Source organism: Aureitalea marina (assembly GCF_002943755.1).
Taxonomy (GTDB): Bacteria; Bacteroidota; Bacteroidia; order Flavobacteriales; family Flavobacteriaceae; genus Aureitalea; species Aureitalea marina.
Genome location: NZ_MQUB01000001.1, coordinates 2,478,678 through 2,501,934 on the forward strand (window position 1 = coordinate 2,478,678; position 23,257 = coordinate 2,501,934).

Genomic DNA, 23,257 nt, shown 5'->3' on the forward strand with positions numbered 1-23,257 from the left:
AACAAAACATTTATATCATGAAAAAAACATTACTCGGTCTTTTGTTGACATTAACTTTTGGCTTTCTAACTGCCCAGGAAGTATCCTTCACCATTGAGGAAATAGGAACAACCGGGGTAGCAGAAAGAGCGTTAGTGGATATGAATGGCGACCATTTGGACGACATTGTTGGTGTAAATACCAGCCTCATTAAGATCTTTTATCAAAAAGCAGAAGGCGGATTTGATGAAGTTGAAATTGCGACCAGCGCAGCAGACAATTTCCCATCCTGGAGTTTGGGTGCAGCCGATTATGACGGCAACGGTTATACCGACCTTCTGTATGGTGGAGGAAATGGTGTGACCTTTATGCGAGCCAATGATGATGGAACGGCGTTTACCGAGATCTCTTATCCGCAATTTGTTTTCTCTCAGCGTTCCAACTTCGTTGACATCAACATGGATGGCAACCTGGATGCCTTTGTATGTCACGATGTAGAGCCAAATGTATACTACATTAACGACGGTTCCGGAGAGCTAACCTATATCCAGGGAGGACTGGGAGATTTCGCAACAGGAGGAAACTACGGTTCGGTTTGGGTAGATTATGACAACGATCGGGATATGGACCTGTTCATCGCCAAATGTAATGCCGGCGGTGGTGGATCTGAGGCTCGTCGTACCAACCAAATGCACACCAATAACGGCGACGGCACATACACTGAAAATGCGGCCGACCTGGTCTTGGACGATCCTATGCAAACCTGGTCTTCAGCCTGGGGAGATTTTGACAATGACGGAGATATGGATGCTTGGGTAGGTGCCAGTACTTTTAGTGAAGGATTCCACAGGTTGATGGTCAATAACGGAGACAACACGTTTACCGATGTCATCGCAGGGTCTGGTTTGGAAGGATTCAACGTAACTGGTATTGAGAACGCTACTCTGGATTTCAACAACGACGGAAATCTCGACATTGCCTCAAATGGTAGCATCCTTTTGGGTAATGGAGATATGACCTTTACCATTCAAAGCAACATCATCCGTGCTACAACAGCATTTGGAGATGTAAACAATGACGGATTCATTGACTGTTTCGCCGAGCAAAGTACCAACACTAATGTTCCTGGCGAACTCAGAATCAACAACGGTAACAGCAATAACTGGTTAAAAGTAGCTACTATTGGAACCGATAGTAACTTAGACGGTATCGGAGCCCGGGTAGAAATTGTAACTCCTTCAGGAACACAAATCAGAGATGTGCGCAGCGGAGAAGGATTCCGTTTTATGAGCTCCATGAATACGCACTTCGGGATAGGAACTGACACAGAAATTACCAGTGTTACGATCTACTGGCCTTCTGGAAACATCGACACTTATGACGATGTGCCAATTAACGATACATTAATTGCAACAGAGAAAGAGACTCTAGGGCTAGAAGACACTTTGGTAGAGAATTTGATCCTATATCCTAACCCGACTAAAGATGTTCTGAATCTTGGATTGAACGGCAATATGGACAATGTGATCTACACCGTTTTTGATATCAATGGAAAGCGCGTCATGAATGGCCGTCTGGATCGTTCCGTGCTGGATGTTTCTTCATTGATCTCTGGAAATTACTTCCTGAGAATCCTGCAAGAAGGAAACATCATGACACAACGCTTTGTAAAGCAATAAGCGTATTGTAAAAAACTTAACAAGCCTCCTGATAATTATTGGGAGGCTTTTTTATTGAGTTCCCTTGGTCAGAGCGTTTAACAGGGGAGTTTTTAGTACTTTAGAAAACATAAAATCAATCATATGAAACGTCTATATTTCCTGCCTTTGGGAGCTTTGATCGCTCTTGGCTGCCAGGAAAAAACTCAAAAAGAACCTATTGCCGTGAATTATCACACCACCAAGAAAGTTGACACCGTGGATGTTTATTTCGGGAACGAAGTTGCCGACCCTTATCGTTGGTTAGAAGATGATATGAGCGAAGAGACCGGAGACTGGGTAAAAGCTCAGAACGAGGTTACCTTTGGCTATCTGGACAATATTCCATTTCGGGAAGAATTAAAACAGCGATTAGAGTCTCTATGGAACTACGAAAAAGTTGGTGCTCCTTTCAAAGAAGGTGACTATACCTACTTTTATAAAAATGATGGCCTTCAGAATCAATATGTAGTCTATCGGTATAAAACAAAAGAAGATCCTTCTACGGCCGAGGTCTTCCTGGACCCGAATACTTTTAAGGAGGACGGCACGATCTCGTTGAGCGGTTTGTCTTTCTCCGACGATGGTAAAACTGCTGCTTACAGTATTTCTGAAGGAGGAAGTGACTGGCGAAAAATTCTGGTCATGAACACTGAGAACAAAGAGGTTATTGAGGATACCCTGAAAGACATTAAGTTCAGCGGTATTTCCTGGAGAGGCAATGATGGCTTCTTCTACAGCAGTTATGACAAACCGGATGGTAGTGAACTATCTGCCAAAACGGACCAGCACAAACTGTACTACCATAAACTAGGAACCACCCAGGATTCTGATAAGCTGATTTTTGGCGGTGTGCCAGAGGAAAAGCATCGTTATGTTTCAGGATATATGACTGAAGACAACCGTTACCTGGTAGTTTCAGCTAGGATCTCTACTTCTGGAAACAAACTTTTCCTAATGGACATGGAAAGTTCCAATCCGGAGTTTGTGACCATACTTGACCATACAGACAGCGACACCTATATTATGGATAATGAGGGATCGACCCTCTTTTTAAGCACTAACCTGGATGCTCCCAACCAAAAGATCGTCAAGGTTGATGCTTCCAATCCATCACCCGAGAATTGGGTAGATTTTATTCCAGAAACAGAAAATGTCCTCTCCCCGTCCAGTGGTGGTAAGTACTTCTTTGCCGAATACATGATCGATGCAGTTTCTAAAGTTTTACAATACGATTTTGACGGAAACCTGATCCGGGAAATCGAATTGCCTGGAGTGGGAAGTGCAGGTGGGTTTGGTGCGAAGAAAGAAGAAACTGAGCTTTACTATTCCTTCACCAATTATGTCACTCCTGGAAGCATCTACAAATTCGATATGGAATCTGGTAATTCCGAGTTGTATCGTAAACCAGAGATCGATTTCAATCCGGACAATTACGTGAGTAATCAAGTGTTTTACACCTCAAAGGATGGCACTAAGGTTCCTATGATCATCACCCACAAGAAAGGGGTCGAACTCAATGGTAAGAATCCAACCATACTCTATGGTTACGGCGGATTCAATATCAGTCTTACCCCCTCATTCAGTATCACCAATGCCGTATGGATGGAACAAGGCGGTGTCTATGCTGTTCCAAATTTGAGAGGCGGCGGGGAATATGGGAAAGAATGGCATGACGCCGGTACCCAAATGCAAAAACAGAACGTGTTCGATGATTTTATCGCGGCGGCAGAATACTTGATCGCCAACAATTATACTTCAAGTAAGTACTTGGCCATCCGAGGAGGGTCCAATGGAGGCTTGCTTGTAGGGGCAACTATGACTCAACGACCAGACCTGATGAAGGTAGCTTTACCGGCAGTCGGAGTGCTGGACATGTTGCGCTATCATACCTTTACAGCAGGAGCCGGTTGGGCATACGACTACGGTACTTCCGAACAAAGTGAAGAAATGTTCCAGTACCTTAAGGGTTATTCTCCGGTACACAACGTAGTTGCAGGAACTGAGTATCCGGCTACCTTGGTCACCACCGGAGACCATGACGACAGAGTGGTGCCGGCTCACAGTTTTAAGTTTGCAGCAGAGTTACAGGAAAAACAAGCTGGGGCCAATCCCGTACTGATCCGAATAGAAACAGACGCAGGTCATGGTGCCGGTACTCCTGTGAGCAAGACCATCGAGCAATATGCCGATATATTTGGGTTTACTCTCTACAATATGGGCTATGAGGTTTTACCGGAAAAAGTGAACACCGATATTAAACAATAGTTCGAGATGAACAGATTTTTCTGGCCTCGGAAATGGAGTATTTCCGGGGCTAGTTTTTAGATGCTGAATGTAGATATCATATCATTTGGATATGGAGAGGCAGAGGTTCTTTCCAAGATAAAATTCGACCTTCATCAGGGAGATCACTTAGCTGTATTAGGCGAAAGTGGATGCGGAAAGACGAGTTTACTTCATCTGATCTATGGTTTATTGGACCTGCCACAGGGTAAGATCAGTTGGAATGGTCAAGCATTGCTTGGTCCGCGCTTCAACCTGGTGCCGGGAGAAGATTTCATTAAGCTTGTAGCCCAGGAATTCAATGTGATGCCTCATATCACAGTAGCAGAAAACGTGGCTACTTATCTGCCACGCCTGGACGCGGATCAGGACATGGAGCGCGTTTTGGAATTGCTGGAAGTGGTGGACCTGGCTGATCAAAGAGACCAAATGGTACGAGATCTGAGCGGTGGTCAGAAGCAACGGGTAGCCATTGCAAAGGCACTCGCCAAACAACCGGAGATCCTATTGTTGGATGAGCCGTTTAGCCATATCGACACTTTTCGAAAGAACAAACTTAGAAGACAACTTTACGGCTACCTAAAGCAGCGCAAGATAAGCTGCATCACTGCCACGCATGAAAGTGAAGAGGCCTTGGCATTTGCGGATGAACTATTGATCATTAAAGACGGCACTGTAGATATCCATGGAGCTACTCAAACCGTATATAAACAACTGGATAATCATTACCGCGCCAGTTTCTTTGGAGAGGTAAGTTCAATTCCAGCTAGTTATCTGAATAAATCAGAAGGTGATTTTTTGTTTTACCTACCTCATCAGATTAAAATTGCTCAAGATGAGAATGGCTTTCATGCCATAGTTGTAAACTCTTATTTTAAAGGATCACATTTTCTGATAGAGGCCAAAGCTGATGGAAACCTACTCTATTTTCAGCATTCTCATGCCATGGAAGTTGGGTCTCATGTTTTACTTAAAGTTGAACGAAATGGATAAACCTCCTACAAATCGAAATTGGCATCTTTCCCTGTGCTCGATTGTTCTCATGATGATATTCCAAGTAGCTCTAGGCCAAAACAAAGTTGATGTTGATGTTGATGCTCGAAAGGTGAAATCCCAGGATTCTATTATCCAGAACCTTTATCAGGTGATCTCTGGCGCCAAAGGTGAAAAAAGGGATTGGGAGCTGTTTCGATTTCTTTTTTTGCCAGAAGCCCGTTTAATCCCAACCGGAAGGAAAGCGGAAGGGGGTTTCGGCAGCCGGTTCCTTAGTGTCGATGAATATATTGAGACATCCGGGGCTTGGCTTGAGGAGAACGGATTCTTTGAAAAAGAGATCAGTCGTAGGATAGAGACCTATGGTTCTGTCAGTCACGTGTTCAGCACCTACGAATCCTTTCGAAACCCTGACGATACAGAGCCTTTTATGCGTGGTATCAACAGCATTCAACTCTTCTTTGACGGGGAACGCTGGTGGATAGTCAATATCTTTTGGATGCCGGAATCGGAAGAATTTCCTATCCCAAAACAATATGATCAGAAACAATGATGTTAGAATAACGGGGCTAAAAACAAAAACTAGTCGAAATTCACTAAATTTCTCAGTGATTATTCTGGTTCATGCGCCTGCTGTTTAGCCTTTTTTATTGTTGTTTTTGTTTCTTGGGCATCTCCCAGGAGCTTCCCCCGGTTTTAAATTTTCCTCCTGATCTTTATGGAGCAGACAATCAGAATTGGATGCTTACCCAATCTGAGAGCGGTTCCATATATGCTGCAAACAATAAGGGCCTGGTAGAATTCAATGGGTCTCAATGGACCCTTTACCCCTCTCCCAACGAGACCATAATCCGTTCTGTTTTGGCCGATGGATCCCGGGTGTATTCCGGTCACTATATGGGTTTCGGCTTTTGGAATCGCAACCAATACGGTAACCTCGAATACAGCTCATTGTCTGACACTCTGGACATCGAGATGATAGAAGATGAACACTTCTGGAATATCATCAAGGTGGAAGAATATGTGCTTTTTCAATCCCTTGATCGCATTTATATCTGGGATGAAGCATCCATGAATGTTAATATCATTGAAGCCAACGGAGTCCTGACCAATGTCTTCGACACTTCACTAGGCGTATTCTATCATGTGTTGAATGAAGGTCTTTTTAAACTGGAGAATGGCCAAGGAGTACTGGTGAACAATGACATCGTTTTCCAGGAAAACCGGATCATCGGGCTGCTGGATATGGACAACAAATTTCTGGCGCTAACCGAACGGCAAGGCTTTTATGAGATTTCAGAAGAAGAAATAATACCATGGGGCAGGCAGGAGAACCAGGAACTAAGTCTTAAAAGATGGTACAGTGCGTTACAATTGGCCAATGGTGGTGTGATACTGGGTTCGGTTTCCTCAGGTATTTACCACCTGGGACCTCAAGGAAATATCGTATATCAACTGGACAGAACAGGAGGCCTGGCCAACAATACCGCCCTGGCCTTGTTCGAAGATCGAGATGCTAACATTTGGGTTGGACTGGACAATGGAATCGACTGTATTAACATTGAAGCTCCCTTTCGGAATTTTATTGATCAGGATGGCAATCTTGGAACCACCTACGCCACTCTGGTTTCGGGAAACTACTTGTACTTAGGTACCAATCAGGGATTGTTTTACCGAATGCTGGACAGCAAAGAGCCCATTAAGTTGATCCCCGGTACCAGCGGACAAGTTTGGAAATTACAGCAAGTAGGTGATGATATCTTTTGTGGTCACGACCTGGGATTGTTTCAGGTAATCGAAGATCAAGCGGTGCCCATTACTACCTTAAGCGGAGCCTGGAATGTAAAGGAAATACCAGGGAGGGAAAAAGAACTGGTTCTGGGCACTTATAATGGTCTTTACAGATTGACTCAAGTAGATCAACAATGGATACTGGCCAACAAAATGGCCGGTTTTGATATATCCTCCAAGTACTTCGAGTTTGTATCACCCTCTCAGATCCTTCTTAGTCATGAATACAAAGGTGTTTATCGGCTTAATTTAAGCGAGGAGTACGACCAGATCCTAAATTTTGAACGGCTCACATCCGTAGATAAAAGCGCTAATTCCTGTTTGGTAGGGTTTGGCAATGACGTTATCTACGCCAGTCGATATGGAATTTTTCTCTACGATAAAAATTCAGGAGATTTCATCAAGGATGATGACCTCAGCTCCATATTTGCTGACGAACAATATATATCTGGCAGTCTTGTTCCGGATGTGAACGGAAATCTTTGGAGTTTTACCAAAGACTATTTTATCACCATTTCCTCTTCTCAGATGGATGGCGGCTATACCATTTCTAAGATCTCTGCTCCTCAATCATTGAGGAACGAGATGGAAGGCTACGAGAACATTGCTCTGCTATCCGGTACGGAATATGTAGTTGGGACCTCAACCGGCTATCTGATCATGGATACGGCTCATGTACCTAAAACTGTCGAAGCAGTCAATATCCATGCGATAAACATTAAAGAATTGGATAAGGAGTTTGCAGCCGTGGTCATCGATTCTTTGGGGGTATTTAAGTCGAAGTTCAATAATATATCCTTCGATTTCAATACACCCAATTACCAGAAATTCCTCAAAGCTCAATATCAATATCGATTGGACGGATGGCAGGACAATTGGAGTCCATGGTCTGAAGAATCAGGTGCGACTTTCGAAAATCTTCCTTCCGGCCGATACACCTTCATGGTCAAATCCAGGATCAACAATCAAGTGTCAGAGGACGTCGCCTCCTATGAGTTCATTATTCAGGACCACTGGTTCCGTTCCCCTATGGCATTGACTATCTACGCCTTGCTGATGATTGGAATTCTGGTTGGAATTAACCTGCTATATCGCAGATACTACCAATTGCAACGACAACGCATTGTAAACCGTACGCAACGTGAACTCAAATTACAGGAATTAGCCAGTCAGCAGCAGATCATGGAATTGACCAATGAGAAACTGCAAAATGATATCGAATCCAGGAATAGGGAACTTGCGATGTCTACCATGAACATGATCAGTAAAAACAATGCGCTCAACACTATCAAAAACGAACTTTTCAAGATAAAATCCTTAGAGGAGATCACTCCTGTGATACAACATATTGACAACACGATTAGCAACGAGGACGATTGGAAGATGTTCGAAGAAGCATTTAACTATGCAGACACCAACTTCTTTAAAAAGCTTAAGGATAAACACCCGGATCTTACACCAAATGATCTTCGTTTGTGCGTTTATCTGAGGCTCAATCTATCTTCCAAGGAAATAGCCCCTCTACTAAATATCTCGCCGAGAAGTGTGGAAATTAAGCGATACAGACTGCGTAAAAAACTCAATTTAGATTCCAAAGTCAATCTAAACGAGTACTTTATCGACTTATAATACCTTAACAAGGTTTTAATTTCACTACAACATTACCACAACACGGCTACAACATTAACAAAAAAAGGCTACAACGTTTTCGTTTTCGGCAAATTCCCAAATCAGTCTTAAGCCTCTAATTATAAGGACTCACAGAGGCTGAATTAACATATCGTTAAAAAATAGGCTTATTTTTTGCATTGTATGCTATTTGTATAGGCTAGCGTTGCCATATTCTTATTTCGTTCTCCGTACTTTTTCAGAAACTAAACGAAACATGAATCGTATACTGCTGGCCATAGTTGCCATACTCGTTGCCGGTGCGGGTTTTGCTCAAAACCTGACCGTTACCGGAAACTTGATCGAAGAATCCACGGGCCAACCGCTCTTCGGTGCATCGATCATATTAAAAGGAACCAACAACGGTACTACTTCGGATTTTGATGGAAACTTCACCCTTCAAGATGTCCCCGCTGGAGAAATCCTTGTGATCAGTTATATTGGGTTTACTGACAAAGAAGTCGCCGTGACCTCGGCCGAACTGGGCACCATTTCCTTGCAGGAAGATGTTGCTGCTCTGGATGAGGTGATCGTTGTGGGTTACGGAACTCAAAGAAAAAAGGAGATCACCGGTGCTGTATCGGTGGTTGGAGCAGAAACAATTGAAAAAATCAAACCTGTTCGTGTGGAACAAGCCTTACAGGGTCAGGTTGCCGGACTTCAGGTGACTTCCGGATCTGGTGCTCCGGGAAGTGGGCTAAACATCAACATTCGTGGGGTTTCGACCAACGGAGATAACCGACCACTGATCCTTCTGGACGGAAACGTGATCGAGGACCTCAGTGTGGTAAACCCAGGCGATATTGAATCCATCAACGTATTAAAGGATGCTACAGCTGGTATCTATGGTGTGCGAGCAGCGAATGGGGTAATTCTGATCACCACCAAGAACGGTCGTTATAACTCCGAAATGAGATTTGACTTCAAGACCTTTTATGGTGTTCAGGAAACCACGCGTAAAATTCCGGTTCTCAATGCAACAGAATACGGCCTATTGGTGAACGAAGCTTTCGCCAATGGTGGTCAGTCTCCTATATTCAACAATGTTAACTCCCTTGGGAGAGGAACAGATTGGCAAGATGAGGTCTTCGACACCTCTCCAATTTTCAATGCTGATCTGACCATCAGTGGTGGTGGTGAAAATTCTCGTACGTCCTTCAACATGTCCTACGTAGACCAGAAAGGTATTGTCGGAAAAGAGAAATCGAAATTTAATCGTTTCACTGCCAGACTAAGCCACGATCGCTCATTCCTCAAGAATTTCAAGTTTACCTCTTCCATTATCTTTTCTGGTACAGAGTCCAGCGGAATTCTGGAAAATGCCATCGGTTCTGTTCTTTACAACGCATTGAACAATGCGCCTACTTTTACGGTAAGGGATGAAAATGGCAACTTTACCTTGGCGGAAGGATTAGGAAACGAGGTGATCAACCCTCGGGCTCAGCTGGAAAACACCTATAACCAGACGCGGGTTAGGAAAGTAGCAGGAGCCTTTGGGCTGAACTACTCTTTCTTGGATCACTGGTCTATTGAGTCCAGGATACAAATGAACTACTCAGAGGTTATTGGTTGGGGGTTTGCCCCAGTGGCCTTTTATGGATCGGGTAAGGTATTCAATATTGAGCGCAGCTCAGTAACAGAAAACACCAACATCTTTAGAGATTATACCTGGGACACCTTTGCCACCTATACCAATTCATTTAATGACGAGCATAACCTGAATGTTACGGTTGGTTCTTCGGTCTTTCAAACAACAGGCCGATTTGTCTCATTCACAGGTTTTGATATCCCCAATAATGATCCATTACTGGCATCCATCGACAATGCCATGATGGTACAGAATAACTTCATCAACGGGGGAAATACCTTCGATGCCCGTTTGCTCTCATACTTCGCCAGAGCTCAGTATGATTATAAAGGAAAGTATCTCTTTTCCGGGGTGATCCGTCGAGATGGATCTACCAAGTTTGGACCTGAGAATAAGTTCGGATATTTCCCATCCTTCTCTCTGGGTTGGGTAATGACTGACGAGAATTTCATGGCCGACAACGGCGTTGTGGATTTCCTTAAAATCCGTGGATCATGGGGTATCATTGGTAACGACCGTATCCCAGATTTCAGATTTGAGTCCAACCTGCAAGGTGAAGGTGAATACATAATAGATGACGTACTGCTCTTTGGTGACGCAATCGGGCCTATTTCCAACCCTGAGATCAAATGGGAAGAGCAAAAGACCTTTAACATTGGTTTCGACGCAGAATTCCTGGATAATCGCCTGGACCTGACCTTCGACTATTTTAACAGAAGGACCGAAGACCTGCTGGTGGTAGCTCCGGTTTCCGGTATACTTGGAGATGCTGCTCCAGGTTCAGGACCTCCGGTAGTTAACGCCGGTACAGTAGAGAACAAAGGTTTCGAGGTGAGTCTAAGCTACAGCCAAAAATTCAATAATGGGTTAGACCTGACTGTAGGCGGTAACTTCACCGCTCTGGACAATGAGGTGTTGTTTGTGAACACCGACAATGCCTTCTTACCTGGCGGTTCCTTCGGCGTAGGTCAGGACTTTCCATCGCGAATGGAAGCCGGCTTCCCGATTGGCTATTTCTATGGCTTGCAGACAAACGGTATCTTCCAAAACCAGGATGAGGTTAACAATCACGCTTTACAACAAGGCGCCCAACCTGGTGACATTCGATTCGTGGACATCAATGGAGATGGAGTTATTGATGCGGACGATCGAACCAATATCGGTGATCCAATTGCCGATTTCCTGGTTGGTTTTAACTTCAATATAGGTTGGAAGAATTTTGACTTCCAAACCTTCGCCTTTGCCTCCATCGGAAATGATATTGTAAGAAATTATGAACGGTTCCAACCGCTGACCAACAGGAGTGTCAATTTCCTGGATCGTTGGACGGGACCGGGATCCACTAATTCTGACCCACGGGTAACGACCTCCGCCACTGGAAACTCACTGTTCTCGGATTACTTTGTTGAAGACGGTTCTTACCTGCGGGTCCAGAATATGCAACTTGGTTACAACCTGCCTGAGAAGGTGTTCGAGTCCAGTAATTTTGATAGTCTGAGACTTTATGTTTCCGTAGATAACCCATTCACTTTTACAGAATACAGGGGATATGACCCTACTGCCAGTTCTGGAGCTCCGATCGGAGCCGGAATCGATATCGGTTTCTATCCGACTCCACGAATTTACCGACTGGGACTTAACCTAAAATTTTAAGCGATGAAAAGAGGAAAAAACAACATACTGTTTGTGCTGAGCTTGCTACTGATTGGACTATTAGCTGGCTGTAGCGATGATTTTGTGACCGTTACTTCCCCGGATGAGAATTCGGAGGATTTCTTTAACTCGGAAGCAGATTACCAAGGAGCTCTTATCGCTTCCTACGATGGTCTGCAATGGACCTATATAAATGTGATGTTAGGCGAGATCGCCTCCAATAATACATTGGCCGGCGGAGAAAGCGCCATCGATGTGCCAGGTATCCAGGAGATAGACGACATGCGCCATACACCTATCAATGCACAGCTAAGTGACGTATGGAGATGGATGTATGCTGCTGTAAATAGGACCAACTACATCATGGAATTCAAGGATAAAACAGATTTTCCGGGCAAAGAGCAAGTTTTGGCCCAGAACACATTTTTACGAGCCTATTTCTATTTCGAATTAGTCAAATTCTTTGGTGATGTTCCTTTTTCGGTAGACCAGCGAATCCTTTTTGGAGATCAGGATGAGATCGAGCGTACACCCAAGGCTGTAATATTTGAGCAAATGGAGGCTGATCTGATCTTTGCTGCGGAGAATCTTCCCCCAAGCTGGGCAGAAACTGGACGGGTAACCAAATGGGGAGCCCTGGCCATGTTAGGAAAAGTTTATCTCTATCAAGGTAAATACCAGCAAGCCGCTGCCGCGCTAAACCAGGTTATCAACTCTGGTGCGCACAGCTTGATCCAGGATTATTCCACCATCTTTGAAAATGACAATGAGAACAATGTAGAGTCTGTTTTCGAAATCCAATATACCGATGTTCAAGGAGCCGGATTTGGCTGTCTGCAGTGTAGCGAAGGGAATGTAGCTGTTGGATTTAACGGGCCCAGATCCTTTAACGGACCTCTTTTTGAGTCCGGTTTTAGTTTTAACGTACCCACTCAAGAAACCTATGATCTCTTCGATGATGATGACCTTCGAAAGGATATAGCCATACTGAATATCGAGAAGTTTGCAGAAGAGAACCAGGATTTCAATAATGGCGCGGGTGTCAGTTTCACTGAAGGATTCGAGCACACAGGTTACTTCAATAGGAAGTACATCCCTAGAGTTGGAGATTCCAACATTCCGGACCAAAACCTGACCAACCCAAATAACTACCGTGCGATCCGTTATGCTGATGTGCTATTGATGGCAGCAGAGGCCTTGGCGCAAGGAGGTGGAAATGCAGGCTTGGCTCAACAATATCTCAACCAGGTTCGAAACCGTGCGGGGCTTGAAGATATCTCAACTTCAGGTGGCGCGTTACTTGACGCCATCTACCTGGAAAGAAGAAGAGAGTTGGTAGGAGAAGGACAACACTTCTTCGATCTGGTCAGAACTGGCCGTGCAGCTCAAGAAATTGAAGGTTTTACCCCAGGAAAGCACGAGTTATTCCCAATTCCGGAAATAGAAATTCAACTGGCAGGTAACCGCTGGGAACAAAACCCAGGATACTAAAAAGATTCATCCATGAAAGTAATGCGATATATACAATCAATATTCATCATCATAGTGCTACTGTCCGCTGGCGGATGTAGCGAAGATGATCGGGACCTGGGGTTCATCGATTCGATACCCGCTCCGTCCAACCTGAAATTGCAGGTTCAGTTGAGCCAGGATAATTCAGGTGTAACTACCTTAACACCTAGCGGAGAAAGCGTGGCTGCATATACCCTCGATTATGGGGATGGTAGCGAGGCTATCGAACTTGCCCCTGGTGAAAGTACCACACATGTTTATCCTGAAGGGACGTACACAGCAACCTTGATCGGGAGAAACCTGAATGGGGAAGAAACTGAGATCACCCAATCCGTAGTAGTGTCATTCCGACCTCCTGAGAATCTGGAAGTTACGGTAGTCGGTGTGCCTGGCGATAATTTCTCAGTCAATGTATCGGCCTCTGCCGATTTTGCCGTTGGCTTTGAGGTTTTCTTTGGGGATCAGGATCCAGAAGAACCCACTCCGCTGATGATCGGTGAAACAATTACCTACACTTACCCTGATGTGGGAACTTATCAATTGCGTGTTGTTGCCTTAAGTGGTGGCGCCGAAACCTCGGAAGCGACTGTAGAGGTGGTCATTGAAAACCCGATCATTTTGCCCGTAGATTTCGAATCGGAAAGCATCGATTACGCATTTAGCGATTTCGGAGGGGCTATTAACCAAGTTATCGATAACCCGGACCCCTCAGGCTCCAATACAAGCGCTAAAGTTGCCGAATTCTTTAAGGAACCAGGTGCGGAGATCTTTGCTGGGACCATCCTTCAACTTGGATCTCCTATCGATTTTTCTCAATTCCAAGGCTTTACCATGAATGTTTGGTCTCCTAAGCCTGGGATCACGGTGAAGCTGAAACTGGAAAATGCCGATGACTCCAATATTGCTGCGGAAGTGGATGCCACAACTTCAACAACCAATGCTTGGGAAACCGTCATATTTGACTTCAGTTCGGCCGATCTGGAACAGGAATATTCCAAGTTGGTCGTATTCCTCGACTTTGGAAACACAGGAGAAGGAACGACCTTCTATTTTGATAATATAGCACAAGCAACTCCTCCAAGTAACCAGGTAACACTTCCATTGGATTTTGAAGACAGTAACCTTGACTATGGCTTGATCGGATTTGAAGGTGCAGAATCTGCAGTAATCGCCAATCCTGATCCTAGTGGGATCAACACCAGCATGACTGTGGTAGAAACCACCAAAACCGAGGGTGCGCAGTTCTTCGCTGGTACACTAATCCCGCTAGATGTGCCGATAGATTTCAGTATCTCGGAGAAGATCTCCATCAAAACCTGGTCTCCTAAGGCAGGTATCCCGGTTAGACTTAAGTTGGAAGCAGATGATCCGGGCCAATTTGTAGAGTTGGATGTAAATACGACAGTAGCGAATGGCTGGGAAGAACTGATCTGGGATTTCTCCGGTCAAACAGCCGGTTTACAGGCTACCAAAGTCATCATATTCTTTGAGTTTGTAGTTGACCTTCCCGGAGATGGATCGACCTATTACTTTGACGATGTCCAGTTGGCTGCCGACGGTGTTCAATTGCCAATAGACTTTGAGGATACAGAACTGGATTACGAGATCATCGGATTTGAAGGTGCGGAATCTACCTTGGTTGCCAACCCGGTCTCAGGAGGTATCAACACAAGTGGTAATGTGATACAAACCATTAAGACCGATGGCGCCCAGTTCTTCGCCGGTACGGCTATTCCATTGGACGTTCCTGTTGTATTTGGTTCTAACCAACGCATTAGTATAAAGACCTATTCTCCTAAAGCGGGAATACCGGTACGGCTAAAACTTGAAAACGGCAACGGTGACTTTGTGGAACTCGATGCCAATACCACCGCAGAGAATGCCTGGGAGGAACTCATTTGGGACTTTACAGGACAAGATACGAGCCCAGCCTTTGATACCGTAGTGGTTTTCTTTGAGTTCATAGTTGACCTGCCCGGTGATGGAACCACCTATTATTTTGATGATATTCAATTCGCGAATTAAAAAATTGACCCATGAAGAAAAAACTAATTATCGGAATGCTCGCCCTCATCGGCATCATGATCTCCTGTCAGGAGGATGATGTTGAATTTGGACCAGTAGTCGTACCTGCTAATCTGACGGTCAATGTCGATGTAGCCTCCGATCAATCTGGAAATGTGAGCGTACAAGTAAGTGCGGATGGAGCAACTATCATTCACGTGGTGTTTGAAGAGGACCTGGATCCAACACTGATCTCCAGTGGAGAGACGGCCGAATTTCGTTATACTCAATCTGGACAATACACTAAGGTGATCAATGTGATCGCATACGGTACGGGTGGCGCCTCCGTTTCTGAGGCGATCATCATCGATCTGGATGTCCGTTTGATCATACCGGACGAAATCCTGTTCAAGATTGCGGGCGATGGAAGCAAAGATTGGATATGGGATTCGAGTAATGCCGGTCATTTCGGTGTAGGAGATCCTGCGGTCGACTTCCCAAACTTCTTTGTTGCAGGCCCTGGTCAACTTAATCCTTGTTTGTACGATGATGTCCTAACATTTAGCTATGATGCGGATGGTAATTATTTCTTCGATCTGCAAACTGAAGGCGAGACCTTTATCAATTGGGCAGAGGTTAAGCGTTTTTATCCGGATGCAACCCCGGGAGAATTCGCGGATGAATGCCGCTTTATAGATGATCAGATCTCGGTGAATACCAATTTTGTTATCCTGGACGATCCGATCAATGAAACGCTGCAATTGACAGTAAACAATAGCGTGATGTCTTACTGGTCTGGTGCTACCACCTATCAGATAACGGAATTGACCGATGAGAAACTGGTCATTAGAGGTATACAGGAGACTTTTGACCCCCCTGGCACAACACTGGCTTGGTATCACACCTTTGTTCCTTCAAACACAACCCCACCACCTCCGGACTGTGGCGGAACCACTGGAGATACGGGGTCTGGTAACAACGATGTGCTCGTTTGGGCCGACGAATTCAATGATGACGGAGCACCATGTGACGAAAACTGGAGCTATAACATCGGAACAGGAGAAGATGGATGGGGTAATGGAGAATCTCAATACTACACTGACCGCCCTGAGAATGTCATCGTTGAAGACGGCGTATTAAAGATAACAGCTAAACGGGAGGACTTTGCAGAAAGCGAGTTCACCTCTGCCCGCTTGATCAGTTATCAAAAATTTGATTTCACCTATGGACGTGTCGAAGCCAGAGCAAAATTAGCCACCGGTGGCGGAACCTGGCCTGCCATCTGGACACTAGGCTCGGATTTTGAGACGAATCCCTGGCCAGCTGCAGGCGAGATGGACCTGATGGAGCATGTCGGTAATGAACAGGATCAGATCTTTTCTTCGCTTCATTTTCCAGGCAATTCTGGAGGCAATGCAGTTACCGAATCGACCATGGTACCTGGTGTATCGGACGAATTCCATATTTACAGTATGGAGTGGACAGCCGCTGAGATTCGCTTTGCGGTAGATGGAGAAGTCTATCACGTCTTCCAAAACAATGGTGATCTGCCGTTTAACAAAAACTTCTTCCTGATCCTTAACGTGGCAATGGGAGGAAACTTCGGTGGTGCTATAGACCCGGCGTTCCAGGAATCAACTATGGAAATCGATTATATCCGGGTATACCAATAAAACAACAATAACCATGAGACTATTATCACTACTAATCGTACCCGTTCTACTGTTTTCCTGCAGTCCTAAGGATGGTGACTCCAGTCAATCTGCCGCAGACAAAGGAGCCGACTACGATGCCATTACGCAGAAAGTGGATTCGTTGCTTGCCATCATGACCTTGGAAGAAAAAGTAGGTCAAATGAACCAGTACAATGGATTCTGGAATGTGACAGGCCCAACCCCTCAGGACGGTGATGCCGCAGACAAGTACGAGCACTTGCGCAGCGGGCTTGTTGGATCGATGTTAAATGTCCGCGGGGTTGAAAACGTACGCGCCGTTCAGAAGATCGCAGTAGAAGAAACACGTTTAGGTATTCCCTTGATCATTGGTTTCGACGTCATTCACGGATACGAGACCATGAGTCCAATCCCCTTGGCGGAATCTGCCAGCTGGGACATGGAGGCCATCAAACGATCTGCAGAGGTCGCGGCGGCCGAAGCGGCTGCAGCTGGTATCAACTGGACCTTTGCTCCTATGGTGGATATCTCTCGGGATGCTCGCTGGGGTCGGGTTATGGAAGGTGGTGGAGAAGATCCTTACCTGGGAAGTATGATCGCGGCTGCTCGTGTAAAAGGGTTTCAGGGAGACGATCTCTCTGCTGTGAACACCATAGCTGCATGTGCTAAGCACTTTGCCGGATATGGTTTCTCCGAATCCGGTAAGGATTACAATACCGTAGACGTTGGCACGAGTACGCTCTACAATCAGATCTTCCCTCCTTTCCAGGCGTCCATAGATGCCGGGGTGAGGACCTTTATGAACTCTTTTAACGAGCTAAATGGGGTTCCCGCCACCGGAAATGCATTCTTACAACGCGATATCCTCAAAGGAGAGTGGAAATTTGATGGCTTTGTGGTCTCCGATTGGGGATCCATAGCAGAAATGATCCCGCATGGTTATGCCAAGGACAATAGGGAAGCCGCCATGCATGCCGCAAATGCCGGATCAGATATGGACATGGAATCCTATGCCTATGTGGCAGAACTGGTTTCTCTTGTTGAAGACGGAAAAGTAAAAGAATCCCTGATCGACGATGCCGTAGGTAGAATTCTACGGGTAAAATATGAGCTAGGTCTGTTTGATGATCCGTATCGCTATTGTGACGAAACCAGAGAGAAAGAGGTAATTGGTAACCCTGCTTTCCAGGAGGATGTATTGGATATGGCCAAAAAGTCTATCGTTCTGCTAAAGAATGAAGGTGGGATCCTTCCGCTTAAACCCTCAGGTCAACGCATAGCCGTGATCGGACAATTAGCTGCAGAGAACAACAGCCCTCTTGGGTCCTGGAGGATCGCCTCCAAGGATAGCACAGCGGTATCCCTGTTAGATGGTCTGGCTGCTTATCCCGGAAACCAGATTACCTATGCCAAAGGTGTTGATGTAACCGTGGGCAACACAGCCTTTGTATTTGAAACGGAGATCAATGAAACAGACAACAGTGACTTCTCTAGTGCCATAAGTGCCGCTCGGGGAGCAGATGTTGTGATCATGGCCTTGGGAGAGCATGGATTCCAAAGTGGAGAGGGGCGCAGCCGGGCAGAAATTGGCTTGCCTGGACTTCAACAAGAATTATTAGAGGCAGTTTATGCCGTGAACAAAAACATTGTACTTGTACTGCACAATGGTAGGCCACTTACCATTCCTTGGGCTGCGGAGAACTTGCCGGCAATCGTAGAGGCCTGGCAACTTGGATCCCAAAGCGGGAACGCCATAGCACAAGTGCTTTACGGGGATTATAACCCAAGTGGGAAACTACCTATGAGCTTTCCACGCAGTGTGGGACAGGTACCGATCTATTACAATCACAAGAATACCGGTAGGCCTGTGTCTCCCGGTGAGAACCTGGTCTTCTGGAGTCATTACAATGACGAATCCAATGATCCATTATATGCATTCGGTCATGGCTTGAGTTATTCCAGCTTTGATTATGCCAACCTGCAGGTAGAAAACAACTATGCGTCCCAGGGAAGCATTAAAGTTTCCGTCGATGTTACCAATAGCTCTGATGTTGATGGAAAAGAGGTTGTCCAACTCTATATCCATGACATGCACGCCTCTGTAACCCGTCCTGTTATGGAATTGAAAGGGTTTGATCTGAGCTCTATAGGAGCTGGAGAGACCAAAACTGTCGAATTCGAACTAACCGATGCCGAATTGGGCTTTTATAACAATGATGGTGTCTGGATAGTAGAACCCGGTATGTTCAAATTATTTGTGGGAACAAGCTCTACGGAAACCATGAGCTCTCAGTTTGAGATATAAGTTGATGAGAATAGAACTGTTTTCGATATTCTTCCTCTTTGCGGCCACTTTATTGGCCCAAAAGACCGCTCTTGTCTTTGAAGAAAACTTCGAAAACGGTGAACTTGATTCTAAGTATTGGAATTTCGAACTAGGCGACGGCTGTCCTGCTCTCTACGGTTGGGGAATTGACGAGCGACAGATCTATACCGAGGACAACATTGCCATCAATGATGGTAAACTGATCATTACGGCCAATTATGACGAAAAGAACTACACTTCTAGTCGAATCACCACAAAAGGAAAAATGGAGATTCAGTACGGAACGGTAGTAGTTAGAGCGAAAGTTCCTGCTGGTCATGGTCTGTGGCCGGCGATCTGGATGCTGGGTAGCGACATAAACACCAATCAATGGCCTGCCTGTGGGGAGATCGATATTATGGAATATGTTGGCAGAGAACCCAATTTGATCTACACTTCATTGCACACTACTGACTGTCACGGAGACACAGTAAACTCCAGAAAGACTCCAATTGAGAATGTCGAAGAAGATTTTCATGTGTATCGTATCGATTGGTCTGCCGATCGAATCGAATTTCACATTGACGATGCCCTTGTTTACACCTTTTCGCCTGAGGTTAAGAATGATGAGACATGGCCCTATAACAAGCCCTTTTACTTGTTAATGAATATGGCGAAAGGGGGCAATTTTGGCGGGCCTGAAGTGGATGATTCCATCTTCCCGGCGGAGTTTACTATTGACTATATAAGAATCTATAAATCCTAATTCAAACTAAATATTAACTTAAAACTAAAATTATGAAACAGTTTTATTTTTTACTAGCCGGGCTGATCACCGTAGCCACCATGAATGCACAGGTGGACATCGAGCTCGATGAAAACGCACCCTGGGAAGGTTTTATGAACGTCTTTGAAACCGATTGTACTTCCTTCGTTTTTAATAGTGGTTGGGGTGTGGGAGACCTTCAAACCGTAGTGGATACCAAGGCGGGCACTATAACGCTGCAGCCAAACTACAACACCTATGAGAACGCTATTAATAGCGGGGATCAAGGAGAAATTGATTTCTGGACCGATGGAATGGGCGGAGGTAACAAGTGTATGGATGCCTCTACTCTTGTTCCAGATAACTCTTTGCTGGGCCAGGAACTTACCTTTTCAGGCTTTGTTGAGAGTAACACCCTGGATGGGGCATATGAGGTTTTCGCCTTTATCAAGGTATTCAACGCAGACTTTTCTGCTGTTAAAACTGAGACTGCCGAGCTGGTTGCTGGACAGAACTTCGAAGTTGTGTTCACTGATCTGGATGGTGAATTTGACGCCAACGTTCAATACGGTTTTACTGTTATCGGAATTAATGCAAACCGTGACAACGAGGATGCACTGGGTAGTGTAGTTCTTTCCGCCCCTGCATTGAGTGTTGAGGATAACAACCTAGTACAAATTGAAGCTTTCCCTAACCCAGCAACTAGCTCGTTTAACCTGAAAGCTAATGAGCCTATCCAAAGCGTCGCTATTTTTAATATTCTTGGGCAGCAAGTATTGAATGAGACCCCTAACAGATCTAATGTAGTAATCAATGTTAGTTCTTTACAAGAAGGTCAGTACTTGGCACGAGTTGCAACACCATCAGGTGTGCAAACCATAAAATTGGTGAAACGATAGTGATTGATTAACTTTCACTAGGAATGAACAAATGAACCTGTTCCTGGTAGCAGGTTCATTTGTTTATTATCAACACGAACAAACAATAAACCAACTATCCATGATTTCCATTATCTCCTTTGTTGCCTTTACCGCTATGGTAGGGATCATCTCGTATTTCGCGACTCGAAAAACAGACGAAAACACCTCCGATGGTTACTTTCTTGGAGGGCGAAGTCTAACTGCAGGGGTCATTGCGGGTTCCTTGCTTTTGACAAATCTCTCCACCGAGCAGATCGTTGGTTTGAACGGTCAGGCTTATGCCGAGGGAATACTGGTTATGGCATGGGAAACTCTAGCTGCTATTGCTATTGTAGTAACTGCACTTTATCTTCTTCCTAGATACTTAAAAAGTGGTTTGACCACGGTTCCGACCTTTCTGGCCAATCGATTTGACGTTTCAACCAAAACCATGACCTCAGCCTTGTTCCTAACAGGTTATGTTGTGGTATTGCTTCCTGTAATACTCTACTCAGGATCTTTGGCCGTAAGCGGGATGTTCAATATCCCGGAAATGCTCAATGTGACCGATAACCAAGCCTTATGGATTTGTGTTTGGGGTATCGGTATCATCGGTGCCATTTATGCAGTATTTGGAGGGTTGAAGGCGGTTGCGGTTTCAGATTCCATCAATGCAGTGGGGTTGTTGGTCGGTGGATTACTCATTCCAGTCTTTGGATTGATGGCTTTAGGAGATGGCAGTATGGGCGAAGGGATCAATATCCTGATGCGAGAAAACCCTGAAAAATTCAATTCTATAGGAAGCAAAACAGCGTCTATTCCATTTCACACCATCTTTACCGGTATGATGTTGGTTCAGCTTTTTTATTGGGGAACCAACCAGCAGATCATTCAGCGTGCGCTCGCTGCCAAAAACCTCAAAGAAGGTCAGAAGGGATTAATGCTTGCTGCTTTTATTAAAATCTTAGGCCCCATCATCGTAGTGCTACCCGGTATAATTGCCTATCAATATTTCAAAGCTGACGGAGGACTAGAAACTGCAGATGCGGCGTATCCGATGTTGGTAAATGCAGTCCTGCCTGCCTCCTTGCTAGGGTTCTTCGCTGCCGTCCTATTTGGGGCAATTCTAAGTTCTTTCAATAGTGTCCTGAACAGCTCGGTGACCTTATTCGGTATTGACATCTACAAGCAGCACATCAATAAAGATGCAGACGAAAAAACTGTGGTGAAATACGGGAAGATCTTTGGAACTATACTGGCAATAGCGGCCATGTTCATAGCGCCCTTACTACAGAATGCAGGAAGCTTATTCAACTATCTACAAGAGGTGAACGGGATCTACAGTATTCCAATCTTGACCATCATAGTCGTTGGGTTCACAACAACAAGAGTTCCGGCGATCGCGGCCAAAATTGGGCTTCTTTCCGGTTCTTTATTGTACATAATCAGCCAGTTCGTACTTCAGCCATACTTTGTTGATAAAGCAATGACAAAGGCCGAAGCTGCCGGAATTACAGATGCTCAGATGTTGGCCGAGATTAAGGCAGACGCCTATTGGCCATACCTGGATGTTATGGCCGCCCTATTTGTGGTCAATATCATCATTATGCTGATAATTGGTAAGGTTAGACCTAGGCCAGAGCCTTACGTACAGGAGTACACCAAGCAGGTGGACATCACACCATGGAAACACGTGCGCATTGCCGGTCTGCTGGTGGTTGTTATCGTAGTCAGCACTTACATCTACTTCCGATAGATCAAGGTTCCCAATTTATAGGACCTAAGTTGATCATCTGACGCTTGATCCAGCGAACTCTCCCCGCAATATAATTTGTCTTGGGACGAGCTTTGTATTGTAGCGGATTAGGCAGTATGGCAGCCAGTGCTGCACTCTGATCCTGGTTTAACTCTTTGGCCGATCGGTCAAACCAATAGCGGGACGCGGCCTCCGCCCCATAGACCTGAGGGCCCATTTCGATACTATTCAGATACACCTCCAGGATACGTTCCTTGCTCCAAAAAGTTTCAATAAGTAGGGTGAACCAGCTCTCCAAACCTTTTCGGATCCAGCTTCTCCCAGGCCAGAGAAATACATTCTTTGCTGTTTGCTGAGAGATGGTACTCCCACCTCGTAATCGTTTTCCGGATTGCTTTTCTTCAATGGCTTTCCTAATGGCATCAAGATCAAAACCCCTGTGATTCAAAAAGCGTTGGTCCTCAGAGGCAATGACAGCCAGTTGCAAATTTGGAGAGATCTCCTCCAGCGAAACCCATTGATGCTGTCTAGCCCCCGATATATCTTTGTCCACACTGCGGATGGCCATTAAGGGGGTATAGTAGATCGGTACCCAGCGGTATACAACCACCAAGAAAAGGCTGATGAATACGAACCATCCGATCAGCTTAAGGGCGAACTTAAAAACTCTCTTAATCATAACGAAAA

General features: G+C 45.2%; 14 protein-coding genes. 13 read left to right on the forward strand and 1 reads right to left on the reverse strand.

Translation table 11 applies throughout. The annotated features are described in order from the left end of the window. Positions 1-17: 17 nt before the first annotated feature. The 13 genes from BST85_RS11360 to BST85_RS11420 all read left to right on the forward strand — a co-directional run bounded on the left by BST85_RS11360 (position 18) and on the right by BST85_RS11420 (position 22,570). On the forward strand, positions 18-1,658 hold the full coding sequence (locus tag BST85_RS11360) for an FG-GAP-like repeat-containing protein (protein WP_104813356.1): 1,641 nt from the start codon (positions 18-20) through the stop codon (positions 1,656-1,658). 123 nt (positions 1,659-1,781) lie between these two features. Continuing rightward, the gene (locus tag BST85_RS11365; protein ID WP_104813357.1) at positions 1,782-3,944 is read left to right on the forward strand and encodes a prolyl oligopeptidase family serine peptidase; all 2,163 of its coding nucleotides are present in this window, start codon (positions 1,782-1,784) and stop codon (positions 3,942-3,944) included. A gap of 60 nt (positions 3,945-4,004) precedes the next feature. Continuing rightward, entirely contained in the window at positions 4,005-4,955 is a 951-nt protein-coding gene (locus BST85_RS11370; RefSeq protein ID WP_104813358.1) for an ABC transporter ATP-binding protein, read from the forward strand. Between the two features lie 49 nt (positions 4,956-5,004). Beyond that, positions 5,005-5,508 (forward strand): hypothetical protein, encoded by a 504-nt coding sequence (locus BST85_RS11375; protein WP_219842122.1) that lies wholly within the window; start codon positions 5,005-5,007, stop codon positions 5,506-5,508. Positions 5,509-5,696: 188 nt separating this feature from the next. Further along, positions 5,697-8,375 carry a helix-turn-helix and ligand-binding sensor domain-containing protein gene (locus tag BST85_RS11380; RefSeq protein ID WP_181040011.1) on the forward strand — a complete coding sequence of 893 codons (2,679 nt, stop codon included), beginning with the start codon at positions 5,697-5,699 and terminating at the stop codon, positions 8,373-8,375. 256 nt (positions 8,376-8,631) lie between these two features. Then, positions 8,632-11,655: a SusC/RagA family TonB-linked outer membrane protein gene (locus BST85_RS11385; protein WP_104813360.1), complete on the forward strand. Its 3,024-nt coding sequence runs from the start codon at positions 8,632-8,634 to the stop codon at positions 11,653-11,655. 3 nt (positions 11,656-11,658) lie between these two features. Continuing rightward, positions 11,659-13,146 (forward strand): RagB/SusD family nutrient uptake outer membrane protein, encoded by a 1,488-nt coding sequence (locus tag BST85_RS11390; RefSeq protein ID WP_104813361.1) that lies wholly within the window; start codon positions 11,659-11,661, stop codon positions 13,144-13,146. Between the two features lie 12 nt (positions 13,147-13,158). After that, positions 13,159-15,192: a PKD domain-containing protein gene (locus BST85_RS11395; RefSeq protein WP_104813362.1), complete on the forward strand. Its 2,034-nt coding sequence runs from the start codon at positions 13,159-13,161 to the stop codon at positions 15,190-15,192. An 11-nt stretch (positions 15,193-15,203) separates the two neighbouring features. Then, positions 15,204-16,844 carry a glycoside hydrolase family 16 protein gene (locus BST85_RS11400; RefSeq protein ID WP_104813363.1) on the forward strand — a complete coding sequence of 547 codons (1,641 nt, stop codon included), beginning with the start codon at positions 15,204-15,206 and terminating at the stop codon, positions 16,842-16,844. Between the two features lie 13 nt (positions 16,845-16,857). Continuing rightward, positions 16,858-19,149: a beta-glucosidase BglX gene (bglX, locus tag BST85_RS11405; protein WP_104813364.1), complete on the forward strand. Its 2,292-nt coding sequence runs from the start codon at positions 16,858-16,860 to the stop codon at positions 19,147-19,149. Positions 19,150-19,153: 4 nt separating this feature from the next. After that, positions 19,154-19,915 carry a glycoside hydrolase family 16 protein gene (locus BST85_RS11410; RefSeq protein WP_104813365.1) on the forward strand — a complete coding sequence of 254 codons (762 nt, stop codon included), beginning with the start codon at positions 19,154-19,156 and terminating at the stop codon, positions 19,913-19,915. 32 nt (positions 19,916-19,947) lie between these two features. Beyond that, a complete protein-coding gene (locus BST85_RS11415) occupies positions 19,948-20,814 on the forward strand; it encodes a T9SS type A sorting domain-containing protein (protein WP_104813366.1) in 867 nt (288 codons plus the stop codon). Positions 20,815-20,914: 100 nt separating this feature from the next. Further along, entirely contained in the window at positions 20,915-22,570 is a 1,656-nt protein-coding gene (locus BST85_RS11420) for a solute:sodium symporter family transporter (RefSeq protein ID WP_104813999.1), read from the forward strand. Between the two features lies 1 nt (position 22,571). Here the strand turns inward: BST85_RS11420 and mtgA are convergent, their stop codons facing one another. Then, positions 22,572-23,249, reverse strand: a complete 678-nt coding sequence (gene mtgA / locus BST85_RS11425; RefSeq protein WP_104813367.1) for a monofunctional biosynthetic peptidoglycan transglycosylase — start codon at positions 23,247-23,249, stop codon at positions 22,572-22,574. Positions 23,250-23,257: the final 8 nt, after the last annotated feature.

Excerpts from the sequence above, each read along its gene's own strand:
- BST85_RS11360 (WP_104813356.1), top strand. The coding sequence starts at position 18 with ATGAAAAAAACATTACTCGGTCTTTTGTTGACATTAACTTTTGGCTTT.
- BST85_RS11365 (WP_104813357.1), top strand. The coding sequence starts at position 1,782 with ATGAAACGTCTATATTTCCTGCCTTTGGGAGCTTTGATCGCTCTTGGC.
- BST85_RS11370 (WP_104813358.1), top strand. The coding sequence starts at position 4,005 with ATGCTGAATGTAGATATCATATCATTTGGATATGGAGAGGCAGAGGTT.
- BST85_RS11375 (WP_219842122.1), top strand. The coding sequence starts at position 5,005 with ATGATGATATTCCAAGTAGCTCTAGGCCAAAACAAAGTTGATGTTGAT.
- BST85_RS11380 (WP_181040011.1), top strand. The coding sequence starts at position 5,697 with ATGCTTACCCAATCTGAGAGCGGTTCCATATATGCTGCAAACAATAAG.
- BST85_RS11385 (WP_104813360.1), top strand. The coding sequence starts at position 8,632 with ATGAATCGTATACTGCTGGCCATAGTTGCCATACTCGTTGCCGGTGCG.
- BST85_RS11390 (WP_104813361.1), top strand. The coding sequence starts at position 11,659 with ATGAAAAGAGGAAAAAACAACATACTGTTTGTGCTGAGCTTGCTACTG.
- BST85_RS11395 (WP_104813362.1), top strand. The coding sequence starts at position 13,159 with ATGAAAGTAATGCGATATATACAATCAATATTCATCATCATAGTGCTA.
- BST85_RS11400 (WP_104813363.1), top strand. The coding sequence starts at position 15,204 with ATGAAGAAAAAACTAATTATCGGAATGCTCGCCCTCATCGGCATCATG.
- bglX (WP_104813364.1), top strand. The coding sequence starts at position 16,858 with ATGAGACTATTATCACTACTAATCGTACCCGTTCTACTGTTTTCCTGC.
- BST85_RS11410 (WP_104813365.1), top strand. The coding sequence starts at position 19,154 with ATGAGAATAGAACTGTTTTCGATATTCTTCCTCTTTGCGGCCACTTTA.
- BST85_RS11415 (WP_104813366.1), top strand. The coding sequence starts at position 19,948 with ATGAAACAGTTTTATTTTTTACTAGCCGGGCTGATCACCGTAGCCACC.
- BST85_RS11420 (WP_104813999.1), top strand. The coding sequence starts at position 20,915 with ATGATTTCCATTATCTCCTTTGTTGCCTTTACCGCTATGGTAGGGATC.
- mtgA (WP_104813367.1), bottom strand. The coding sequence starts at position 23,249 with ATGATTAAGAGAGTTTTTAAGTTCGCCCTTAAGCTGATCGGATGGTTC.